At 70.1% G+C, this 19432-nt stretch carries 15 protein-coding genes and 1 tRNA gene; 13 read left to right on the plus strand and 3 right to left on the minus strand.

Annotated elements, in window-relative coordinates:
* Position 1: 1 nt before the first annotated feature.
* The 3 genes from JEQ17_RS30960 (at position 2) to JEQ17_RS30970 (ending at position 842) form a co-directional block, all read left to right on the plus strand.
* A complete protein-coding gene (locus tag JEQ17_RS30960; RefSeq protein ID WP_200398206.1) occupies positions 2–175 on the plus strand; it encodes a zinc ribbon domain-containing protein in 174 nt (57 codons plus the stop codon).
* Between the two features lie 3 nt (positions 176–178).
* On the plus strand, positions 179–412 hold the full coding sequence (locus JEQ17_RS30965; protein WP_010986886.1) for a hypothetical protein: 234 nt from the start codon (positions 179–181) through the stop codon (positions 410–412).
* A 357-nt stretch (positions 413–769) separates the two neighbouring features.
* Positions 770–842: transfer RNA gene (locus JEQ17_RS30970), tRNA-Ala, on the plus strand.
* 129 nt (positions 843–971) lie between these two features.
* Here the strand turns inward: JEQ17_RS30970 and JEQ17_RS30975 are convergent.
* Together JEQ17_RS30975 and JEQ17_RS30980 are read right to left on the minus strand one after the other, a co-directional pair.
* Positions 972–2594, minus strand: coding sequence for an NADH-quinone oxidoreductase subunit NuoF family protein (locus JEQ17_RS30975; RefSeq protein ID WP_200398207.1), 1623 nt, complete (start codon positions 2592–2594; stop codon positions 972–974).
* Entirely contained in the window at positions 2594–3922 is a 1329-nt protein-coding gene (locus tag JEQ17_RS30980) for a cytochrome b/b6 domain-containing protein (protein WP_200398208.1), read from the minus strand. Before JEQ17_RS30980 ends, JEQ17_RS30975 begins: the two co-directional genes overlap by 1 nt.
* 416 nt (positions 3923–4338) lie before the next feature.
* On the opposite strand from JEQ17_RS30980, the gene leuS reads away from it, so the two are divergent.
* The 9 genes from leuS (at position 4339) to holA (ending at position 16744) form a co-directional block, all read left to right on the plus strand.
* Positions 4339–7215, plus strand: a complete 2877-nt coding sequence (gene leuS, locus JEQ17_RS30985; RefSeq protein ID WP_200398209.1) for a leucine--tRNA ligase — start codon at positions 4339–4341, stop codon at positions 7213–7215.
* Positions 7216–7420: 205 nt separating this feature from the next.
* Complete coding sequence (locus tag JEQ17_RS30990; RefSeq protein ID WP_200398210.1) at positions 7421–8320, plus strand: hypothetical protein; 900 nt, start codon at positions 7421–7423, stop codon at positions 8318–8320.
* 72 nt (positions 8321–8392) lie between these two features.
* Positions 8393–9238, plus strand: a complete 846-nt coding sequence (locus JEQ17_RS30995) for a DegV family protein (RefSeq protein WP_200398211.1) — start codon at positions 8393–8395, stop codon at positions 9236–9238.
* 175 nt (positions 9239–9413) lie between these two features.
* On the plus strand, positions 9414–10586 hold the full coding sequence (locus JEQ17_RS31000) for a ComEA family DNA-binding protein (protein ID WP_200398212.1): 1173 nt from the start codon (positions 9414–9416) through the stop codon (positions 10584–10586).
* Positions 10583–13303 (plus strand): ComEC/Rec2 family competence protein, encoded by a 2721-nt coding sequence (locus tag JEQ17_RS31005; protein ID WP_200398213.1) that lies wholly within the window; start codon positions 10583–10585, stop codon positions 13301–13303. The genes JEQ17_RS31000 and JEQ17_RS31005 overlap by 4 nt, the downstream gene beginning before the upstream one ends.
* A gap of 4 nt (positions 13304–13307) precedes the next feature.
* Positions 13308–14129 carry an arylamine N-acetyltransferase family protein gene (locus tag JEQ17_RS31010; protein WP_200398214.1) on the plus strand — a complete coding sequence of 274 codons (822 nt, stop codon included), beginning with the start codon at positions 13308–13310 and terminating at the stop codon, positions 14127–14129.
* 178 nt (positions 14130–14307) lie between these two features.
* Positions 14308–15198 carry a YceI family protein gene (locus JEQ17_RS31015; protein ID WP_200401818.1) on the plus strand — a complete coding sequence of 297 codons (891 nt, stop codon included), beginning with the start codon at positions 14308–14310 and terminating at the stop codon, positions 15196–15198.
* Positions 15199–15344: 146 nt separating this feature from the next.
* Positions 15345–15590: a hypothetical protein gene (locus JEQ17_RS31020; protein WP_200398215.1), complete on the plus strand. Its 246-nt coding sequence runs from the start codon at positions 15345–15347 to the stop codon at positions 15588–15590.
* A 167-nt stretch (positions 15591–15757) separates the two neighbouring features.
* Positions 15758–16744, plus strand: a complete 987-nt coding sequence (holA, locus tag JEQ17_RS31025) for a DNA polymerase III subunit delta (protein ID WP_200398216.1) — start codon at positions 15758–15760, stop codon at positions 16742–16744.
* Positions 16745–17051: 307 nt separating this feature from the next.
* Here the strand turns inward: holA and rpsT are convergent, their stop codons facing one another.
* Complete coding sequence (gene rpsT / locus JEQ17_RS31030) at positions 17052–17318, minus strand: 30S ribosomal protein S20 (protein ID WP_200398217.1); 267 nt, start codon at positions 17316–17318, stop codon at positions 17052–17054.
* 236 nt (positions 17319–17554) lie between these two features.
* Between rpsT and lepA the strand changes: the two genes are divergently transcribed.
* Positions 17555–19423, plus strand: a complete 1869-nt coding sequence (gene lepA, locus JEQ17_RS31035) for a translation elongation factor 4 (RefSeq protein ID WP_200398218.1) — start codon at positions 17555–17557, stop codon at positions 19421–19423.
* The last annotated feature ends 9 nt before the right edge of the window (positions 19424–19432 follow it).

A 19432-nucleotide genomic window follows, 5' to 3' on the forward strand; every position in this document is an offset into this window, starting at 1 on the left:
GATGCCTGCGAGCATCCTCGGGGAGGTCGACGACCTTTCCGAATCCGAGGTGATACGGGACCGGATCACCCGCCTCGACTGCCCTTCCTGCGGTTCGGCCCATGTCGCCCTGCTTTTCGGCGACAGTGGCGGAATTTCCTACGTGTGCACGGCCTGCGGCCACAGCTGGAGCTGATCGATGGGTGCACACAGGCGCAAGTGCGATTGGTGCGGCAGTGGTACGCCCATCGTGCGCGACATGGAACCGGTCAACCACGACTACCAGTACTGGTGCGAGGAGTGCGCTCGGGCGCTGATCATAAAAGGCGACCCGATCGAGACGTACCGCGAGCTGGAGGGCGAGCCGATCTACGGCCGGCTGCTCGACGAGCACTGCACGCTCAAGCGGTTCTATTCCTTCGCCACTGCCTGACGCCGACCGGGGTTTCGCCACATGGTGACCCCGGTCATGGCCGGCAATGTGAAAGTGGCCTCTCCGTAGAGGGTCGACAACGTCAACACGACGCCGCTGGAGTGCTCTCCACGCGGTCCCGCGGCCGCGGGACCGCCAGGGCCCCACTGAGACGGTGAGCGTCGCTGAGACGACCGCAGAGGCCCTCTCCAGGGCGTGCAGCGGCGGGGCGGGCACCCGCGCGGCCAGGGGCCGGAAGCCGGCGCTGTCCGTCGTGACCATTCGGCCTGTCCGCGCGTACCGGAAACGATTTGGCGGTGCACGGAGGGACCGGTAATGTTGGCGTCGCCGCCGGGGAGATCCGGTGGAACACCGCGAGGGGCTATAGCTCAGTTGGTAGAGCACCTGCATGGCATGCAGGGGGTCAGGAGTTCAAATCTCCTTAGCTCCACAGCAGATGAAGGCGGGTCATCCGATCAGGATGGCCCGCCTTTTGCGTTGACCCGCTCTTGTCCGTCTCTTGCGCCGGCTCCTGTGCGCGGTTCGGTTCGGCGGCCCGGTCTCCCGGGCCGCCGGTGCGTCAGCGGCCGCGGCCCAGGGCTCGGCGGCCGCCGCCACCGCCCTCGCGTACGGCGGGGAGGTTCTGGCGGGGAGCCGCTCCGCGGGTGTCCTCCTCCAGGCGCAGCGCGAGCGCCGGGCAGCGGCGTACGGCACGCAGCGCCTTCGCCTCCGCGTACCGGGGCACCCCCGCCTGCGCGACGGTCGGGAAACCGTCGGCGCCCAGCTGGAAGACCTCCGGGAGGATGTCCGCGCACAGGCCGTGTCCGCGGCACAGTGTCCAGTCGACGTAGATCTTCTGGCGGCTGGGACCCTGCTCGGGCTCCGCCTGGCCGCCCGGGATGCCGGTGGGCTGCTGGCCGCCCTCGAAGAGCGGCAGAACGCCCTCCACGGGCCGTCCGCAGCCGTTGCCGAGGACATGTGCGGCCAGGTCGTCCGTGAACGCCTTGATGGTCGACTCCAGGAACATCGCGGAGCCGTCCGGGTGCGAGCACGCGCCGCGCCGCTTCACGGCGTTGGCGACCTGCTTGAGGGCCTCCAGGGCGGCCGGGCCGCCGCCGTTGAGGATGTCCTCCATGCCGCGCGCCGCGGCGGGCAGCCCGAGGTAGCAGGGACCGCACTGCCCCGCGCTCTCCTCCGCCAGCCACTGCGCCACCCGCAGCGACTCGCCCAGCGGGCAGGTCGCCGTACTGATCGGCAGGATCGCGCCCGCGCCGAGCGCACCGCCCACCGCGTCAAGGGAGTTGCGCGAGACGATCGTCTCGTTGACCGTCGCGGAGTCGATCCACTTGCCGTGGTACCCGCCGGTCAGGACGCCCTGCGGGACCGGCGGGGCGCCGGCCAGCTGCAGGATGTACCGCAGCGGTACGCCGGTGGGGGCCTCGATCACCATCGGGCGGGCGACCGCTCCGGAGACGGTGAGCATGACCGTGCCGGGCTCGTCGTACAGACCGGTGTTGCCGTAGCGCTCGGCGCCGATGCGCGCGGCGATCGCCAGCTGGGCGAACGTCTCGGCGTTCGACAGCAGGGTGGGCGCGCCACCGACACCGTTCTGCGAGGCGCTGGTCTTGCGGCCCGGCGGGATCGCGGGACCGCCGTCGATGGAGCGGACGAGCGAGGCCGCCGCTCCGGTCACCATGCGCACCGGGTTGCGCTGCACGCGCGCGCGGATGGTCGCTCCGCGCCGGTTGGTCAGCCCGCGCTCGGAGAGCGCCGCCTCCATCGAGCGCTGCGTGGACTCGCGGGTCACACCGACGACCAGGGTGCGTGCGCCCAGCGCCTCGGCGACCAGCAGGGCGCCGTCCAGGATCAGGTGCGGGGCACGGTTGATCATCACCGTGTCCTTGCGGCAGGCGGGTTCGTCCTCGCTTCCGTTGACGACGACCACGGGACGTACACCGCGGCGGATCGCCGCCTCGGCGACCGACCGCAGTTTCTTGTGGAACGGGAAGCCCGCGCCACCGCGGCCCTTCAGATTGATGCGTTCGGAGAGCTGCGCGAGCTGCTCGCCGCCCATCGGCTCGAGCGGCCCGTGCACCTTCAGGTGCATGGGCAGGTCGAGTCTCTCGACGAGATCGAAACCGGAGGTGAGCTGGGGAAGGCCCACCACTCGGACTTCGGGGACGTCGGGAAGGGCCTCGTTCACTAAAAGCCTCCGGAAGGCGCGTTCCAGGGTTCGCCGTTGCTGGGTGCCTCGTAGGGACCGGGCTGCGTTTCAGTGGCGGGACCGCTGTTGTACATGTCGTTCGGGTTGTACGTACCGAGGGGGTCGTTCGTCTCACCGGTGTCGTACACATCACTTGTGCCGTACGTGGGGACGGCACCGGTGTCGTACATGCCGTTCGCGTCGTATGTGGGAATGGTCCCGGTGTCGTACGTCGGCGTACCGGCGGGGCGCGGCGGGGCCTCGTAGAGCGGCGGGGACGGGGTCGGCCAGCGGGCCCCGGAGTTGCCGTCGACGCGCGGCATCGCCTCCGTGGCCTGCATGTCCATCGGTACCTGCATGCGCTGGGTGGGGTCGGGCGTCAGCGGGTCCTGCGCGCGCGGGGTGTTGACGGCCCGGTAGGCGGCCGCGAAGCCGCCGGTGTCCGTGAGGGACCCGGTGTCCGTGAAGGACGCCGAGTCCTGGAGGGCGGAGCGCTGCGGGGACTGGTACGACCCGGACGGGGACGACGTCCGCTGCGAGGGGACCGGCATGTCGGGGAAGCCGGGCCGACCGCCACCGCCGCCGGGCAGCGAGGAGGCACCGGCACGGCGTGCCCCGGGCTCTTCGCGGTAGGGCCGGTTGTCGCTGTCGAGCAGGGACAGGACGCGCCCGGCGACCTTCCGCTTGAACGGCAGGGGGGCCGACCGCAGGAGCAGTGCGCCCATGACGGCGACCAGGGACAGGCTGTACAGGATCACGAAGACCGGCTTCGCCTCGCGCCCGGCGAAGAGGCCGTGGATCAGGGCCGAGCACCAGGCGGGGTAGGCCAGCATGTGCAGCGCGCGCCAGCGACCGGCGACCTGCACGGGGGACGAGAAGGCACTGCGCAGCGCGCCGGTGAGGGCCGTGACGACCATCAGGAGGCCGGCCAGGGTGCCGAAACCGATGAGCCCGTCGGTGCCGGTGACGCCCAGGCCGAAGGGGATCACGACCGCGATGGCCGAGGTGTGGTCGAGGACGAGCTTGACCGAGACGTGCAGCAGCAGGAAGCCCACCGAGGCCACCGCCGTGCTCCGGTGCACGGCCTGGGCTATCAGCCTCTGGCGCGTGTTGAGGAAGACCCGGTCGGTCGCTACGAGCCCCCAGAGCACCGAGAGGGTGAGGGACACGAGCGACAGAACGCCCGCGCCGAAGTTGAGGAAGTCGCGGAATCCGTCACCTCCGACCACTACGACGAGGGGTATCAGCAGCAAAGCGGCAGCCGTCACTCCACCCCGGACCGATCGGCTCGGCTGGGTGAGCGTGCTGTTGTTGCGGCGAGAGTTCATGGGGGCAACTCCGAACAGTTCGGGAAAGCGGTCCCGCTGCCGCACTCTAGGTCGAGCCATACCGAGGGGTACGAGGTTTGAGTTATTGCGCTGTTATCAAAGGGCAGTGAGGGAGTTGTGATGTCCCTTAGAGGCCCTTACGCGAAGTAACTTTTGACTCTTGTTCAACTTCTGTCGACCTGGCGCGGACGTGACACGCAGTGCCGCAGCGTAGCCGAAAGCGCGTCGCGGTCCGCTCGGCCGCTGCGGTACCCTGACGCCATGCGTGCCGTACGCCTTCTGCTTAGCGAGCCGCGCTGATCAATCCCGGTCGCCGGAAAACCGCGACCGGCATCGGCGCGGCGCCCCCTCCTGTGCGAGGGGTTTTTTCATTTCCTGAGCCGCTGGCAGAGACGATCGATGGAGCTTTGAGGATCATGAGCGAGACGAACAACGCTGCCGCCTCCGAGGTGGCCGCGCCGCACCGCTACACGGCCGCCATGGCCGAGCAGATCGAGGCACGCTGGCAGGACTTCTGGGACGCCGACGGCACGTACGAGGCCCCCAACCCGAAGGGTGACCTGGCCGGGGACCCCTCGCTGGTCGCCAAGCCCAAGAAGTTCATCATGGACATGTTCCCGTACCCCTCCGGTGCGGGCCTGCACGTCGGTCACCCCCTGGGCTACATCGCCACCGATGTATTCGCCCGGTACCAGCGCATGACCGGCCACAACGTCCTGCACACCCTGGGCTTCGACGCCTTCGGCCTGCCCGCCGAGCAGTACGCCGTGCAGACCGGCACGCACCCGCGCGTGTCCACCGAGGCCAACATCGAGAACATGAAGATCCAGCTGCGCCGGCTGGGCCTGGGCCACGACAGGCGCCGGTCGTTCGCCACGATCGACCCGGACTACTACAAGTGGACCCAGTGGATCTTCCTGCAGATCTTCAACGCCTGGTACGACGACGAGGCGGGCAAGGCCCGTCCGATCGCCGACCTGGTCGCACAGTTCCAGACCGGTGAGCGCGCCGTACCCGGTGGACGTTCCTGGAGCGGGCTGACCGACGTCGAGCGCGCCGACATCCTGAGCGAGTACCGCCTGGCCTACGCCTCCGACGCGCCCGTCAACTGGTGTCCCGGGCTGGGCACCGTCCTGGCCAACGAGGAGGTCACCGCCGACGGCCGCTCCGAGCGCGGCAACTTCCCCGTCTTCAAGGCCAAGCTGCGCCAGTGGAACATGCGGATCACCGCCTACGCGGACCGCCTGCTGGACGACCTGGACGCGCTGGACTGGCCCGAGGCCATCAAGCTGCAGCAGCGCAACTGGATCGGCCGCTCCGAGGGCGCCCGCGTCGACTTCCCCGTGGACGGCGAGGCCATCACGGTCTTCACCACCCGCCCGGACACCCTGTTCGGCGCCAGCTACATGGTCCTGGCGCCCGAGCACCCGCTGGTCGAGAAGTTCACCCCGGCCACCTGGCCCGAGGGCACCCACGACGTCTGGACGGGCGGGCACGCCACCCCCGCGGAGGCCGTCGCCGCCTACCGCGCGCAGGCCGCCTCCAAGTCCGACGTGGAGCGGCAGGCCGAGGCCAAGGACAAGACCGGCGTCTTCATCGGCGCGTACGCGACCAACCCGGTCAACGGCGAGCAGATCCCCGTCTTCATCGCCGACTACGTCCTGATGGGCTACGGCACCGGCGCGATCATGGCTGTACCGGCGGGCGACCAGCGCGACTTCGAGTTCGCGCGCGCCTTCGAGCTGCCGATCCACTGCATCGTCGAGCCGACCGACGGGCGCGGCACCGACACGTCGACGTGGGAGAACGCCTTCGGGGCGTACGACGCGAAGATCATCAACTCCGCCAACGACGACATCTCGCTGGACGGCATGGCCGTTGCCGACGCAAAGGCGCGCGTCACCGAGTGGATGGAGCGCAAGGGCATCGGCCACGGCACCGTCAACTTCCGGCTGCGCGACTGGCTGTTCAGCCGCCAGCGCTACTGGGGCGAGCCCTTCCCGATCGTCTACGACGAGGACGGCATCGCCCACCCGCTGCCCGAGTCGATGCTGCCCCTGGAACTGCCCGAGGTCGAGGACTACTCGCCGCGCACCTTCGACCCGGACGACGCGAACACCTCCCCGGAGACCCCGCTGTCCCGCAACGAGGACTGGGTCGACGTCACGCTGGACCTGGGCGACGGCCGAGGCCCGCGCAAGTACCGCCGCGAGACCAACACCATGCCCAACTGGGCCGGTTCCTGCTGGTACGAGCTGCGCTACCTGGACCCGCACAACTCCGAGAAGCTGGTCGACCCGGAGATCGAGCAGTACTGGATGGGGCCGCGCGAGGGCCAGCCGCACGGCGGTGTCGACCTGTACGTCGGCGGCGCCGAACACGCCGTGCTGCACCTGCTGTACGCGCGCTTCTGGTCCAAGGTGCTGTTCGACCTGGGGCACGTCTCCTCGGTCGAGCCGTTCCACAAGCTGTTCAACCAGGGCATGATCCAGGCCTACGTGTACCGCGACAGCCGTGGCATCGCCGTACCGGCCGCCGAGGTGGAGGAGCGCGACGGCGCCTACTTCCACGAGGGCGAGAAGGTCTCCCGGCTGCTGGGCAAGATGGGCAAGTCCCTGAAGAACGCGGTCACTCCGGACGAGATCTGCGCCGAGTACGGGGCGGACACGCTGCGTCTGTACGAGATGGCGATGGGCCCCCTGGACGTGTCGCGGCCGTGGGACACGCGCGCGGTGGTGGGCCAGTTCCGGCTGCTGCAGCGGCTGTGGCGCAACGTCGTCGACGAGGCGACCGGTGCGGTCACCGTCGTCGACACCGAGCCGGACGAGCAGACGCTGCGCGCCCTGCACAAGGCCATCGACGGCGTACGCCAGGACCTGGAGGGCATGCGCTTCAACACCGCCATCGCCAAGGTCACCGAGCTGAACAACCACCTGACCAAGGTGGGCGGTCCGGTCTCGCGTACGGTCGCCGAGTCGCTGGTGCTGCTGGTCGCGCCGCTGGCCCCGCACATCGCCGAGGAGCTGTGGCGCAAGCTGGGCCACCCGGACTCCGTCGTGCACCGGGACTTCCCGGTGGCCGACCCGGCGTACGTCGTGGACGAGACCGTGACCTGCGTCGTGCAGATCAAGGGCAAGGTCAAGGCGCGCCTGGAGGTCTCCCCGTCGATCTCGGACGAGGAGCTGGAGAAGGTGGCGCTGAGCGACGAGAAGGTGGTCGCCGCGCTGGACGGGGCGGGGATCCGCAAGGTCATCGTGCGGGCGCCGAAGCTGGTGAACATCGTTCCCGCGTAGCTTCCAGGTAGGTCCCGCGTGGTTTCCGTGCAGGTGGTTCCTGTGCAGACGGAGGGCCCGAGAGGGTCGGGGCAGTTCCCCTGGTCGGGGTAGTCCTCTACGGGCAGGTTGGGGGTTCCGCTGGAACCCTCGGCCTGCCTTTTCCGTTTACCGTGGAAGAGCCGGCCGGCACCGTCGGCACTGGACCGCACGCGAGAGGATCGTCATGGAAGCCGTGGGCGTAGTCGTGGCGCTGATCTTCTTGCTGTTCGTGGCGCTGGGCGCGTATGCCACGGTGAAGGTGGTCGGCGCGGCCAAGCGCGGCGTGGACCGCACCGTCGCGCAGGCCCGCCGCACGGTGGAGGACTCCACGCTCAGGGCGAAGACCTTCGCCCAGCCGGGACCCCAGGGCGAGATCGCCCAACTGCGCCTCTCCTTGCGTACGTCGATGCGTGCCACCCAGGACGCGCTGCACGCGGGCGTGACGGAGGACGAGTCGCTGAAGGAGTCCCTGGCACTCTTCGAGCGGCTCAGCGCTCACGGCCACGAGCTGGACGGCGACCTGAAGCGGCTGGAGCGCGAGCCGGACCGGGCCCGCCTCGCCGAGCGCCTTCCCTCACTGCGGGAGCGCACGGAGCGGATAACGCAGTCGGCGGACGCCCTGCGCTGGGCGGCCCGCGACCGCGCCCAGCGCTTCGGGAACGACGACCTGGACTCGCTGAGCACCCAGATCGACATGGAGGCGGGCGCGCTGCGGCACTGGACGACGGAGCCGTCTTCCACGGGGACATCGGAGCCGTCCTCCGCTGGCTCGCCCGGTCCTTCCGTGGGGTCGCCCGGCTCCTCTGCGGGGATGCCCGGTCCGTCCGCGGGAGCAGGGGTGCCGGATCCGTCCGTAGGGATGCCAGGTCCGTCCTCCGCGCGGACGCCGGAGCCGGCCGCGGCACAGACGCCGCCCCCGGCTCCGTGGCCCGAGGCGCCGCCCGTGCCCGCCGATCAGCAGACCTGGCCGGAGAGCCCCGAGTCGCGCAGGGCCGAGGAGCCCACCCGGGCCGCGATCGACCCGCCCGTGCAGCGACAGGCCTACCCTTGGGAGAAGAAGCCCCGCCCCGAGAGCACGACTTGATCCCCTCTGCCCGACCGCAGGTGGGAGGGGGCGGACTGCCGCCCACGCCCACTGACAGGTAACCTCCAGCTCATGTCCCGCCATGTCGCGATCGTCACCGATTCAACGGCCTACCTGCCGCCACGGACGATGGAGCGTCACGGCATCACCGCGGTACCCCTGACCGTGGTCCTCGGCGACCAGGCACTCGAAGAGGGCACCGAGATCTCGGCCCGCTCACTGGCCCAGGCGCTGCAGAAACGACGGCCCGTCACCACCTCCCGGCCCAGCCCCGAGGCGTTCGCCGAGACCTACCGCAGGGTCGCCGAGTCCGGCGCGACCGGCATCGTCTCGCTGCATCTGTCCGCGGAGTTCTCGGGTACGTACGACGCCGCTGTCCTCGCCGCGCGCGAGGCGCCGGTGCCCGTGCGGGTGGTCGACACCGGGATGGTCGCCATGGCCCTCGGCTTCTGCGCGCTGGCCGCGGCCGAGTCCGCCGAGGCGGGCGGCACGGTTGACGAGGCGGTCACCGCGGCGGAGAAACGGGCCGCGGGCACGTACGCGTACTTCTACGTCGACACCCTCGACTATCTGCGCCGGGGCGGCCGGATCGGGGCGGCGCAGGCGCTGCTCGGGTCGGCGCTGGCCGTGAAACCGCTGCTGCAACTGGACGGCGGGCGCATCGAGCTCCTGGAGAAGGTGCGGACCGCGGGCAAGGCGATCGCCCGCCTTGAGGAGATCGTGGCCGAGCGGGCGGGAAGCGCGCAGGTCGACATCGCGGTCCACCATCTCGCCGCGCCCGAGCGGGCTGCGGCGCTCGCGGAGCGGTTGCGGGTTCGGGTGCCGGGGCTGGCCGATCTGCATGTGAGCGAGGTCGGGGCGGTGATCGGGGCGCACACGGGGCCCGGGTTGCTCGGGGCGGTTGTTTCTCCTCGGTGAGGTTGGATCGATCTCACCGTGAGGGCGGACCGATCTCCTTGTGAGGGCAGGCAGATCACCTTCGGTGAGGTCGGGCCGACTCATGTGGGTGACGGAGTTATCCACAACTGGGCGGTAATCCCCGGGAATTGAGCAAGATCATCGCGGTTCGGCGGTTGTGCCCGATTCTCGTGGCATGGCACTTCGATCACCTTCACGGACAGCGACAGCAACCAGCGGGCCGGGGCGGGGCCCGGTCTCCGACAGTCGTACGCGACACCGCCGGCACCGCCCTCGCGGCAGGTCCCGACGCCGAGAGGCCTCCGCCGAGGCGCTGCGCCTGCGCGCGGAGACACTCTTCGCCGAACGGACGAGAGTGCGCGGGGAGTTGAGGCATGGTCCGCCCGTGGTGTCGGGGCGGGAGGGGTGGAGTCGCGGCGGCAGTGGTGTGGTCGCCGGTGGTGAAACCGATGCTGAAGTCGATGTTGAGACTGCTGTTGAGAGCGGTGCTGAAGTTGGGCCTGGGCCTGGGCCTGGGCCTGGGCCTGGGCCTGGGGCTGCGGTTGCGGCTTCGGCTGGGGCGGGTGCCGGGGTGCGAGCCGGGGCCGCGTGGCGGGAGCGGACCGGGCTTGCCGTCCGGGAGCGGATGCCCTTGTGGCTGCAGTCCAGGTGCGGGCTGGAGCGGAGGAGCGTGGTCGCGCTCACCGTGGTCCTGGTGGTCGCGGCTGTCTTTGCCGCGCAGCACTTCTGGTCTGGGCGGACCCAGCCGGTGCGGGCACCTGAAGTGGTGCGGGCGGTGGGCTCGTACGAGGGGTTGGGTGAGGGCGGGCAGGAGGCGGTGCCGGGGTCGTCTGCGGCCGCACGGGACCCGGTAGGCGTGGCCGGTACGGCTGGTGCTGCCGGTGCCGGTGCCGGTGCAGTGGTTGTGGTGGACGTCAGTGGCAAGGTGCGGGAGCCCGGTATCCAGCGGTTGCCTGCCGGTTCCCGGGTCGCCGATGCCCTCCGGGCGGCCGGCGGGGTGCGTCCCGGCACGGACACCGAGGGACTCAACCGGGCGCGGCTGCTCGTGGACGGTGAGCAGGTGCTGGTCGGGGGACCTTCGGCTGTCGCCAGGCCCGGTGTGGCGGGCGGTCCCGGTGCCGTGGGCTCCGGCGGAGCCGCCGCGGGGGCTGCCGCCGCTCCGGTCGGACTCAACACGGCCACGCTGGAACAGCTGGACACCTTGCCCGGTGTCGGCCCGGTACTGGCCCAGCACATCATCGACTACCGCACCCAGCACGGCGGCTTCCGCTCGGTCGACGAACTCCGTGAGGTGAACGGAATCGGCGACCGCCGTTTCGCCGATCTGCAGAATCTCGTACGGCCATGAGGGGCCCGGAGGCGCGCGGTCCGGCAGGGCCCGGAGCGCGGCAGGCCTCCCCGGCGCCCGGCGTGCCGAACGGCGCTCTGCGGCCCGACGACAGCCGCCCGGGCGTACACCGTCCGGGCGTACACGCCACGTCCGGCAATCCGCTCGGTGCCGCGCATCCTCGCCAAGAGGCGCCGACGGATCTGCGGTTGGTGCCTCCGGCGCTGGCGGCGTGGGCGGCGGCGGCGTTGGCGCTCGACGCGCCGCCGGGGTGGGTCACCGGTGTGGTGATCGTCTGCGTGGTCGTGGCTGGTGGGTTGTTGGCCACCCGCCGAAGTCGCGCGAGCGGTGAGTCACGGCCGCATCATCGGCCGGAGCCGGAGCCGGAGCCGGAGCCGGAGCCGGAGCCGGAGCCGGAGCCGGAGCGAGATGGTGGGCCGCGAGGCGGCATGCGGCGACGTCGATGGCGTTCGTGGCCGAAGGTCTCCGTCGCCGCTGTGTTGCTCTGTGTCGCGGCGGCGGCTGCCTCGGGCGGTCTGCATGGCGCGGATCTGCGGCGTGGCCCCGTCCCGGAGCTGGCGCGGCAGTATGCCCAGGTGACCGCCGAGGCGGAGGTCACCTCGGACCCACGGCTGACGCGCCCGCGGATCAAGGGCAACCATGCGGCTCCGACCGCCATCCTGCTCAACGCCGAGGTCAGACGGGTCGAGAAGCCGAACGGGACGGTGGCGGAAACCCGCACACCGGTGCTGCTGATCGTGGACGCGGGTGCGGGTGTGGGGGCGGACCGTGAGCGACAAGGCTCGCCCTGGCTCTCCCTCCTGCCCTCCACGAGGGTGCGTGTGACGGCACGGGTCGTGCCGCCGCTCGGAGACAGTGACCGGATCGCGGCGGTGTTGCGCGTGCGCGGCAGTGGCCCGCCGCGAGTGGTCGGGCAGCCGTCGGACACGCAGCGGTTCGCCGGAGAGCTGCGAGGCGGGCTGCGGGCGGCGACCGACGGGCTGGAGCCGGACGCACGGGCGCTGTTGCCGGGCCTGGTGGTGGGGGACACCTCACGGATCACGCCGGAGCTGGACGAGGCCTTCAAGGCGACGGATCTCACACACATCCTGGCGGTGAGCGGCGCCAACTTCACGATCCTGCTCGCCCTGCTCATCGGGCCACCCGGTCGTGCACAGCAGGCGGAGCGCCGAGGGCTGGCGCCGCGTCTCGGCATCCCACTGCGGGCGACCGCCCTGGCCGGCGGGGCGCTCACGCTCGGCTTCGTCATCGTGTGCCGGCCGGACCCGAGCGTGCTGCGGGCCGCGGCCTGCGGATCGATCGCGCTGCTGGCCATCGCGACCGGCCGACGCCGATCACTGATCCCGGCGCTGGCCACGGCGGTTCTGCTGCTCGTGCTGTACGACCCCTGGCTGGCCCGGAGCTATGGCTTCCTGCTCTCCGTGCTCGCCACCGGTGCCCTGCTCACGCTGGCCCCGCGATGGAGTTCAGCGCTGCGGAGACGTGGGGTGCCACCGCGGCTGGCCGAGGCGTTGGCGGCCGCGGGAGCCGCGCAGGCGGTGTGTGCGCCGGTGGTCGCCGTGCTCTCGGCCCGGGTGAGCCTCGTGGCGGTGCCGTGCAATCTGCTGGTCGAGTTCGCGGTCGCGCCGGCCACGGTGCTGGGCTTCGCGACCCTGGCCACGGCTCCCTGGGCGATGCCGGTCGCCAAGGCGCTGGCGTGGTGCGCGAGTTGGCCCGCGGGGTGGATCGCGGACATCGCCCGCGCGGGGGCCGCGCTGCCGGGCGGAGGAGTGGACTGGCCTGGCAGTTGGACGGGCGCGCTGCTGCTCGCCCTGGTGATCGCCGTGGTGGTGCTGGTCGGCCGCAGGCTCTTAAGACATCCCTGGCTCAGCGCGGCTTGTGGAGTGCTCCTCCTGCTCGTGATGGTGCAGCCACCTCCTCTCACCCGAGTGATCACGGGGTGGCCGCCGCCCGGCTGGCGGTTCGCTATGTGTGACGTGGGGCAGGGCGACGCGATGGTGCTCGCGGCAGGCGACGGTACCGGTGTCGTGGTCGACGCGGGACCGGACCCGACGCTGGCCGACCGGTGCCTGCGTGCGCTCGGCATCACACGGATCCCGCTCGTCGTGCTGACCCACTTCCACGCGGACCATGTCGCCGGGTTGCCGGGCGTGCTGCGCGGGCGATCGGTGGGCGCGATCGAGACGACGGGCTTCGAAGAGCCGCTGGACCAGGCCGAGTCCGTCCACCGGCAGGCGGCGGCCCGGCGGATCCCGGTGACGCGGGCGGTGGCGGGGGAGCGGCGTCGCACGGGTGGGCTCGACTGGCAGGTCCTGTGGCCGCCACCGGAGCGGGCCGCCCCGGGAGCCGAGGGCCCGAACGACGCGAGCGTCACTCTGCTCGTACGATCGGCGGGGCTGACGCTGCTGATGCTCGGAGACCTCGAACCACCGGCACAACAGGCACTGCTGAGATCACCGGCGGGCGCCGGCCTGGGGAGCGTGGACGTGCTCAAGGTCGCCCACCACGGGTCGGCCTACCAGGACCCCGACCTCATACGCAGGGTGTCGCCGCGCCTCGCCCTGATCTCCTGTGGCGCCGACAATCCGTACGGACACCCGGCGCCGAGCACGGTGGCGGCGCTGCGGGCCGGGGGTGCGCAGGTGCTGCGTACGGACGAGGACGGGGCGGTCGCCGTGGCAGGAGGCGGTGAGCGCCTGCTGGTGGCGGGAGACTGAGGGTATGAAACCCGCACAGGCTGATGCCTACCTCCGCCGTATCGGCGCCGCTCACCCCGCCTGGCCCACCGCCGACGTACTGCGTGAGCTCCAGTTTCGGCACCTGTTGACCGTGCCGTTCGAGAACCTGTCGATCCATCTCGGCGAGGAGATCGTGCTGGAGGAGGAGCGGCTGCTGGACAAATTGGTGGGTTCCCGGAGGGGCGGCTTCTGTTACGAACTGAACGGGGCGTTCGGGATGTTGCTCGGGGCGCTGGGCTTCGATGTGACATTGCTCGCGGCGCGCGTGTACGGGGAGGAGGGGCGACTGGGGGTTCCGTTCGACCATCTCGCGCTGCGGGTGCGGACGGTGGACGGCGGTGACTGGCTCGTCGACGTCGGCTTCGGTGCGAACAGCCACTATCCGCTGGCGTACGGGGAGAGGGGCGAGCAGACGGATCCGGGCGGCGCGTTCCGGGTGATCGTGGCCGGGGCGGATCCGGCGGGGGTGCGAGGGAACGACAGGCGGTTCGGGGACCTGGACGTCGTGCGGGACGGCAAGTCGCAGTACCGGCTGGAGACCCGGCCGCGGGTGCTCGGGGACTGCGTGGCCGGAGCCTGGTGGCACAGCACCTCGCCGGCCTCGCATTTCACACAGTCGCTCGTCTGCTCGCGGCTCACCGAGGACGGCGGGCGCATCACGCTCAGCGGACGCACTCTCACGGTCACGGACCCCGACGGCGGGAAGGAGGGGTCGGATCTGGCCACGGACGAGGAGGTGTTGAAGGCGTATCGGGAGCGGTTCGGGATCGAGCTGGAGCGAGTCCCTGTTGTCAGGAATGGCTAATCCTGAGGGAAAAACATAAACGGAGCTGCCAATTCGGGCTACTCGTGCGTAGTCCCAGCACATGTGCTGGATTCCTGCGATGTAGTCGTCTGTTGCCTCGAAAGTCGCATCAGTGGTCGAATACCTCCTCGGCAACGGTGATTTCACAACGTTCGTGTCGCGCGAGGGTGGGTCGCAGATGGTCGGCAGCTGGCTGGGGAACCGTTCGAATCGTTCGAGCCGAACGCAACGGGCGGATCGTGTCGCCGAGGTGCCGATGCCGGACGGGGCCGGTGTGCTCAGCTGCCGGGTGTTGGATCCGGTCAACCAGCCGGTACCGCATGCCGAGTTCGTGGTCACGGACACGGCGGGGCGAAAAGTGGTCGGCGGGGGGCTGGATCCGTTCGGTTCGTTCACGGTGACGGTGCCGGCGGGTGAGTACCGGCTCGCGGTGTCGGCCGAGGGGTACGCCCCGTTCCGGGCGAACGCCACGGTGGAGGAGAACGCGTTGGCCTCGCTCGGTGAGGTGACGTTGCACGTCGCCCGGCCGCCCGCGCTGCCCCGGCCGGGGGACTGGGAGATCGAGCCGACGCACTCCACGATCGGCTTCACCGCCCGGCACATCGGGCTGGCCAAGGTGCGGGGCAGGTTCAACACGTTCGCGGGGGTGATACGGCTGGCCGAGCGAGCCGAGCAGTCGGCCATGCATGTGGTGATCGACGCGTCGTCCATCGACACCAACGTGAAGATGCGGGACGACCATCTGAGGTCCGCGGACTTTCTGGACGTCGACCGGTTTCCGACGCTGGAGTTCTACAGCGATCGGTTCGCGCACCGGGGCGGCAGCCGGTGGGCGGTCACCGGGGCGCTGTCGCTGCACGGGGTGACGCGGACGGTCACGCTCGACACGGAGTATCTCGGCGTCGGCAACGGCATGGAGGGTGAGGTGCGGGCGGCCTGCCGGGCCAGCACCGAACTGCGCCGCGACGACTTCACGGTGAGCTGGCAGACGATGCTCGCCCGGGGGATCGCCGTGGTCGGCCCGAGCATCAGGGTCGATCTGGACGTACAGATCGTGCCCAAGGGCTGACGCCGGTTGGCGAGTCGACCGGGTCAGCGGGGTTGACCGAACTGCCCAGTTTGGCAGGTCTGCCTCGTCTGGTGGGTCTGACCTGGTGTTCCGCTGATCGCCCGCCCTCGGCCCTGAGCCTCGCCCGCGTATCGGAAAATAGCCGGGTGAGCGATGTGAGACATGTACTGGTCCTGCCCGACCGCGATGCCGCGCACGAGGCGGCGGAGGCGCTCGGGGAGCGGTTCGCACTCAGCGAGGAGCCGCAGCTCGTGCGGGACGCCCTGGCCGGCGAGGACGACGCCGAGGACGCGCAGTGGCTGCTGGTCCTGCGGGACTCTGAGGGGCGGCTCGACGCGGGGGAACTGGACGCGTTCGCGGGGGAGTGGGACGGGTGGCGCGAGGAGCCGTAGGCCGCGGTCGCGGCTGAAGCCCACCTGCATGGCGTGGGCCCACCGCAGGGCGGCCACCCGTGACGGTTGGCCCGTTCCACGGCTGTCGGGGCGCCCCTCGCCCCATGGCGGGCGGTCCGGCTCACGGGCGGAGTTCGTTGTCAGTGGTGCGTGGGATGCTTGGCGTGATGGCCAGGAACTCTGCACAGGACAACCCGCTCGCCCCCGTCACGATCGCCGTCGGGCAGGAGGACCTCCTGCTCGACCGCGCCGTGCGGGAGGTGGTGGTCGCCGCGCGGGCCGCCGACGCGGACACGGATGTACGGGACCTCACGTCGGACCAGTTGCAGCCGGGCACGCTCGACGAGCTGACCAGTCCGTCGCTCTTCGCGGAGCGCAAGGTCGTCGTGGTGCGCAATGCCCAGGATCTGTCGGCCGACACGATCAAGGACGTGAAGGCGTATCTGGGCGCCCCCGCCGAGGAGATCACGCTCGTGCTGTTGCACGCGGGCGCGGCCAAGGGCAAGGGGCTGCTCGATGCCGCGCGCAAGGCGGGTGCGCGGGAGGTCGCCTGCCCCAAGATGACGAAGCCGGCGGATCGGCTGGCCTTCGTGCGGAGCGAGTTCCGGGCGCTGGGGCGGTCCGCCACGCCTGAGGCCTGCCAGGCCCTTGTCGACTCCATCGGGAGCGATTTGCGGGAGCTGGCGTCGGCCGTGACGCAGCTCGTGTCGGACATCGAGGGGACGATCGACGAGGCCGTCGTCGGCCGGTACTACACGGGTCGGGCCGAGGCCTCCAGCTTCACGGTGGCGGATCGGGCGGTCGAGGGGCGGGCGGCGGAGGCGTTGGAGGCTCTGCGGTGGTCTCTGTCCACCGGGGTCGCGCCTGTGATGATCACGAGTGCGTTGGCGCAGGGGGTGCGGGCCATCGGGAAGCTGTCGTCGGCTCGTGGGGGGCGGCCTGCTGATCTTGCTCGGGAGTTGGGGATGCCGCCCTGGAAGATCGATCGGGTGCGGCAGCAGATGCGGGGGTGGACCCCGGACGGGGTTTCTGTTGCGCTTCGGGCGGTCGCGGAGGCCGATGCCGGGGTCAAGGGGGGTGGTGACGATCCTGAGTACGCCCTTGAGAAGGCCGTCGTCGCCATTGCCCGGGCGGCCCGCGCGCGCCGCGGCTAGCTGCCGCCGGGCGTTTCCTCGCCCCCGCCGCCCCTACCCATTCCCGTCCCTTTTCAGGGGCTCCGCCCCCGAACCCCCGCACCGCGCTCCGCGCTCGTCCTCAAACGCCGGACGGGCTGAAAACCCCCACGCACGCCAAAGGCCCCGGCCGCTCACCCTGGGGAAGGGTGAGCAGTGCCGGGGCCTCGGATTGTGCGGGGGACTCGTACCCGCGTGGCGAACGCAGATCGCGTACGAGTCGGGGTGCCGGTCGGGAGCGGATAGAGAGGGCCCGCTCAGGTCCTTCCGGCGGTCAAATCAAGTGAGTTCAGCCCTTGAGGGTAGAGACATTGGAAGCAAGCGCCGACTTCTTGTTGGCGGCCTGGTTCTTGTGGATGACGCCCTTCGAGACAGCCTTGTCCAGCTTGCGCGAAGCCTCGCGCGCGGCCTCCGTGGCCTTCTCGACGTCACCCGCGGCAGCAGCCTCACGGGCCTTGCGGATCGCGGTCTTCAGCGAAGACTTGACGGCCTTGTTGCGCAGCCGAGCCTTCTCGTTGGTCTTGATCCGCTTGATCTGGGACTTGATGTTCGCCACGAATGAGCCTTCTCAGGTTCTGGCACGCGAGAAACGAGAAATGAAAACACGCCCCGCGCACCGTTTGGTTTCTTGAGGATGTGCCTCCTGCAGAGAGGGCATGAGACACAGCTGTTCAGGCTACCAGTCACCGCACGAGTGGCCCAAACCGGTCGCACGCCCCCGCCCGTGGGACCATGGAGCCTACGTATCGATCCGACCCGAGGCGACAGGCGCCTCAAGAGACAGGACCCTGCGTGCCCGCGACCCCTAACAATGTGCCCGAGCCGAGCCGTACCGCCCCGGCGCTGCTCCGCAATTTCTGCATCATCGCGCACATCGACCACGGCAAGTCCACGCTCGCCGACCGCATGCTCCAGCTGACCGGTGTGGTCGATCAGCGGCAGATGCGCGCTCAGTACCTCGACCGCATGGACATCGAGCGCGAGCGCGGCATCACGATCAAGTCCCAGGCGGTCCGACTGCCCTGGGCCCCGACCGAGGATCCGGGCAAGACCCACATCCTCAACATGATCGACACCCCCGGGCACGTGGACTTCACGTATGAGGTGTCCCGGTCGCTCGCCGCCTGCGAGGGGACCGTTCTCCTCGTCGACGCGGCTCAGGGCATCGAGGCGCAGACTCTCGCCAACCTCTACCTGGCGATGGAGAACGACCTCAAGATCATCCCCGTACTGAACAAGATCGACCTGCCGGCCGCCCAGCCGGAGAAGTTCTCCGAGGAGCTCGCCAACCTCATCGGCTGCCAGCCCGAGGACGTGCTCAAGGTCTCGGCGAAGACCGGCATCGGTGTGGACGCGCTCCTGGACCGGGTCGTCCGTGACGTCCCGGCCCCGGTCGGCGTCAAGGATGCGCCCGCCCGCGCGATGATCTTCGACTCGGTCTACGACTCGTACCGGGGCGTGGTCACGTACGTCCGTGTCATCGACGGGCAGCTCAACAAGCGCGAGCGCATCAAGATGATGTCGACCGGTGCCACCCACGAGCTGCTTGAGATCGGCGTCTCGTCCCCCGAGATGACGCCGGCCGACGGCATCGGCGTCGGCGAGGTGGGCTACATCATCACCGGCGTGAAGGACGTCCGTCAGTCCAAGGTCGGTGACACGATCACCAGCAAGGACAAGGGCGCCACCGAGGCCCTCGGCGGGTACAAGGACCCCAAGCCGATGGTCTTCTCCGGTCTGTATCCGCTGGACGGCTCGGACTACCCCGACCTGCGCGAGGCGCTGGACAAGCTCCAGCTCAACGACGCCGCCCTGGTCTACGAGCCGGAGACCTCCGCGGCCCTCGGCTTCGGCTTCCGCGTCGGCTTCCTCGGCCTGCTGCACCTCGATGTCATCCGTGAGCGCCTGGAGCGCGAGTTCAACCTCGAACTCATCGCCACCGCGCCCAACGTGGTCTACCGCGTGATCATGGAGGACGGGAAGGAGCACACGGTCACCAACCCGAGCGAGTTCCCCGAGGGCAAGATCGACAAGGTCTTCGAGCCGGTCGTCCGGGCCACGATCCTCGCTCCCAGCGAGTTCATCGGCTCGATCATGGAGCTCTGCCAGACCCGCCGCGGCACCCTCCTCGGCATGGACTATCTGTCGGAGGACCGGGTCGAGATCCGCTACACGCTTCCCCTCGCCGAGATCGTCTTCGACTTCTTCGACAACCTGAAGTCCAAGACCCGCGGGTACGCCTCCCTGGACTACGAGCCCACGGGCGAGCAGGACGCCTCGCTGGTGAAGGTCGACATCCTGCTGCACGGCGACCGCGTCGACGCCTTCTCCGCCGTCACGCACAAGGACGCGGCGTACGCGTACGGAGTGCGGCTCGTGGCCAAGCTGCGCGAGCTCATCCCGCGCCAGGCCTTCGAGATTCCCATCCAGGCGGCCATCGGGTCCCGGGTCATCGCCCGCGAGACCATCCGCGCCATCCGAAAGGATGTCCTCGCCAAGTGCTACGGCGGTGACATCTCCCGTAAGCGGAAGCTGCTGGAGAAGCAGAAGGAAGGCAAGAAGCGGATGAAGATGGTGGGCTCTGTGGAGGTTCCGCAAGAGGCCTTCATCGCCGTTCTGTCCAGCGACGACGCCGCCGGCTCGGGCAAGGGCAAGAAGTAGCCGCCGGCC

It is taken from the genome of Streptomyces liliifuscus (genome assembly GCF_016598615.1).
Taxonomy (GTDB): Bacteria; Actinomycetota; Actinomycetes; order Streptomycetales; family Streptomycetaceae; genus Streptomyces; species Streptomyces liliifuscus.

What these genes read in the sequence shown, in the direction of transcription:
- JEQ17_RS30960 (WP_200398206.1), top strand. Translation starts at nt 2, where the DNA reads ATGCCTGCGAGCATCCTCGGGGAGGTCGACGACCTTTCCGAATCCGAG.
- JEQ17_RS30965 (WP_010986886.1), top strand. Translation starts at nt 179, where the DNA reads ATGGGTGCACACAGGCGCAAGTGCGATTGGTGCGGCAGTGGTACGCCC.
- JEQ17_RS30980 (WP_200398208.1), bottom strand. Translation starts at nt 3,922, where the DNA reads ATGAACTCTCGCCGCAACAACAGCACGCTCACCCAGCCGAGCCGATCG.
- leuS (WP_200398209.1), top strand. Translation starts at nt 4,339, where the DNA reads ATGAGCGAGACGAACAACGCTGCCGCCTCCGAGGTGGCCGCGCCGCAC.
- JEQ17_RS30990 (WP_200398210.1), top strand. Translation starts at nt 7,421, where the DNA reads ATGGAAGCCGTGGGCGTAGTCGTGGCGCTGATCTTCTTGCTGTTCGTG.
- JEQ17_RS30995 (WP_200398211.1), top strand. Translation starts at nt 8,393, where the DNA reads ATGTCCCGCCATGTCGCGATCGTCACCGATTCAACGGCCTACCTGCCG.
- JEQ17_RS31000 (WP_200398212.1), top strand. Translation starts at nt 9,414, where the DNA reads ATGGCACTTCGATCACCTTCACGGACAGCGACAGCAACCAGCGGGCCG.
- JEQ17_RS31005 (WP_200398213.1), top strand. Translation starts at nt 10,583, where the DNA reads ATGAGGGGCCCGGAGGCGCGCGGTCCGGCAGGGCCCGGAGCGCGGCAG.
- JEQ17_RS31010 (WP_200398214.1), top strand. Translation starts at nt 13,308, where the DNA reads ATGAAACCCGCACAGGCTGATGCCTACCTCCGCCGTATCGGCGCCGCT.
- JEQ17_RS31015 (WP_200401818.1), top strand. Translation starts at nt 14,308, where the DNA reads ATGGTCGGCAGCTGGCTGGGGAACCGTTCGAATCGTTCGAGCCGAACG.
- holA (WP_200398216.1), top strand. Translation starts at nt 15,758, where the DNA reads ATGGCCAGGAACTCTGCACAGGACAACCCGCTCGCCCCCGTCACGATC.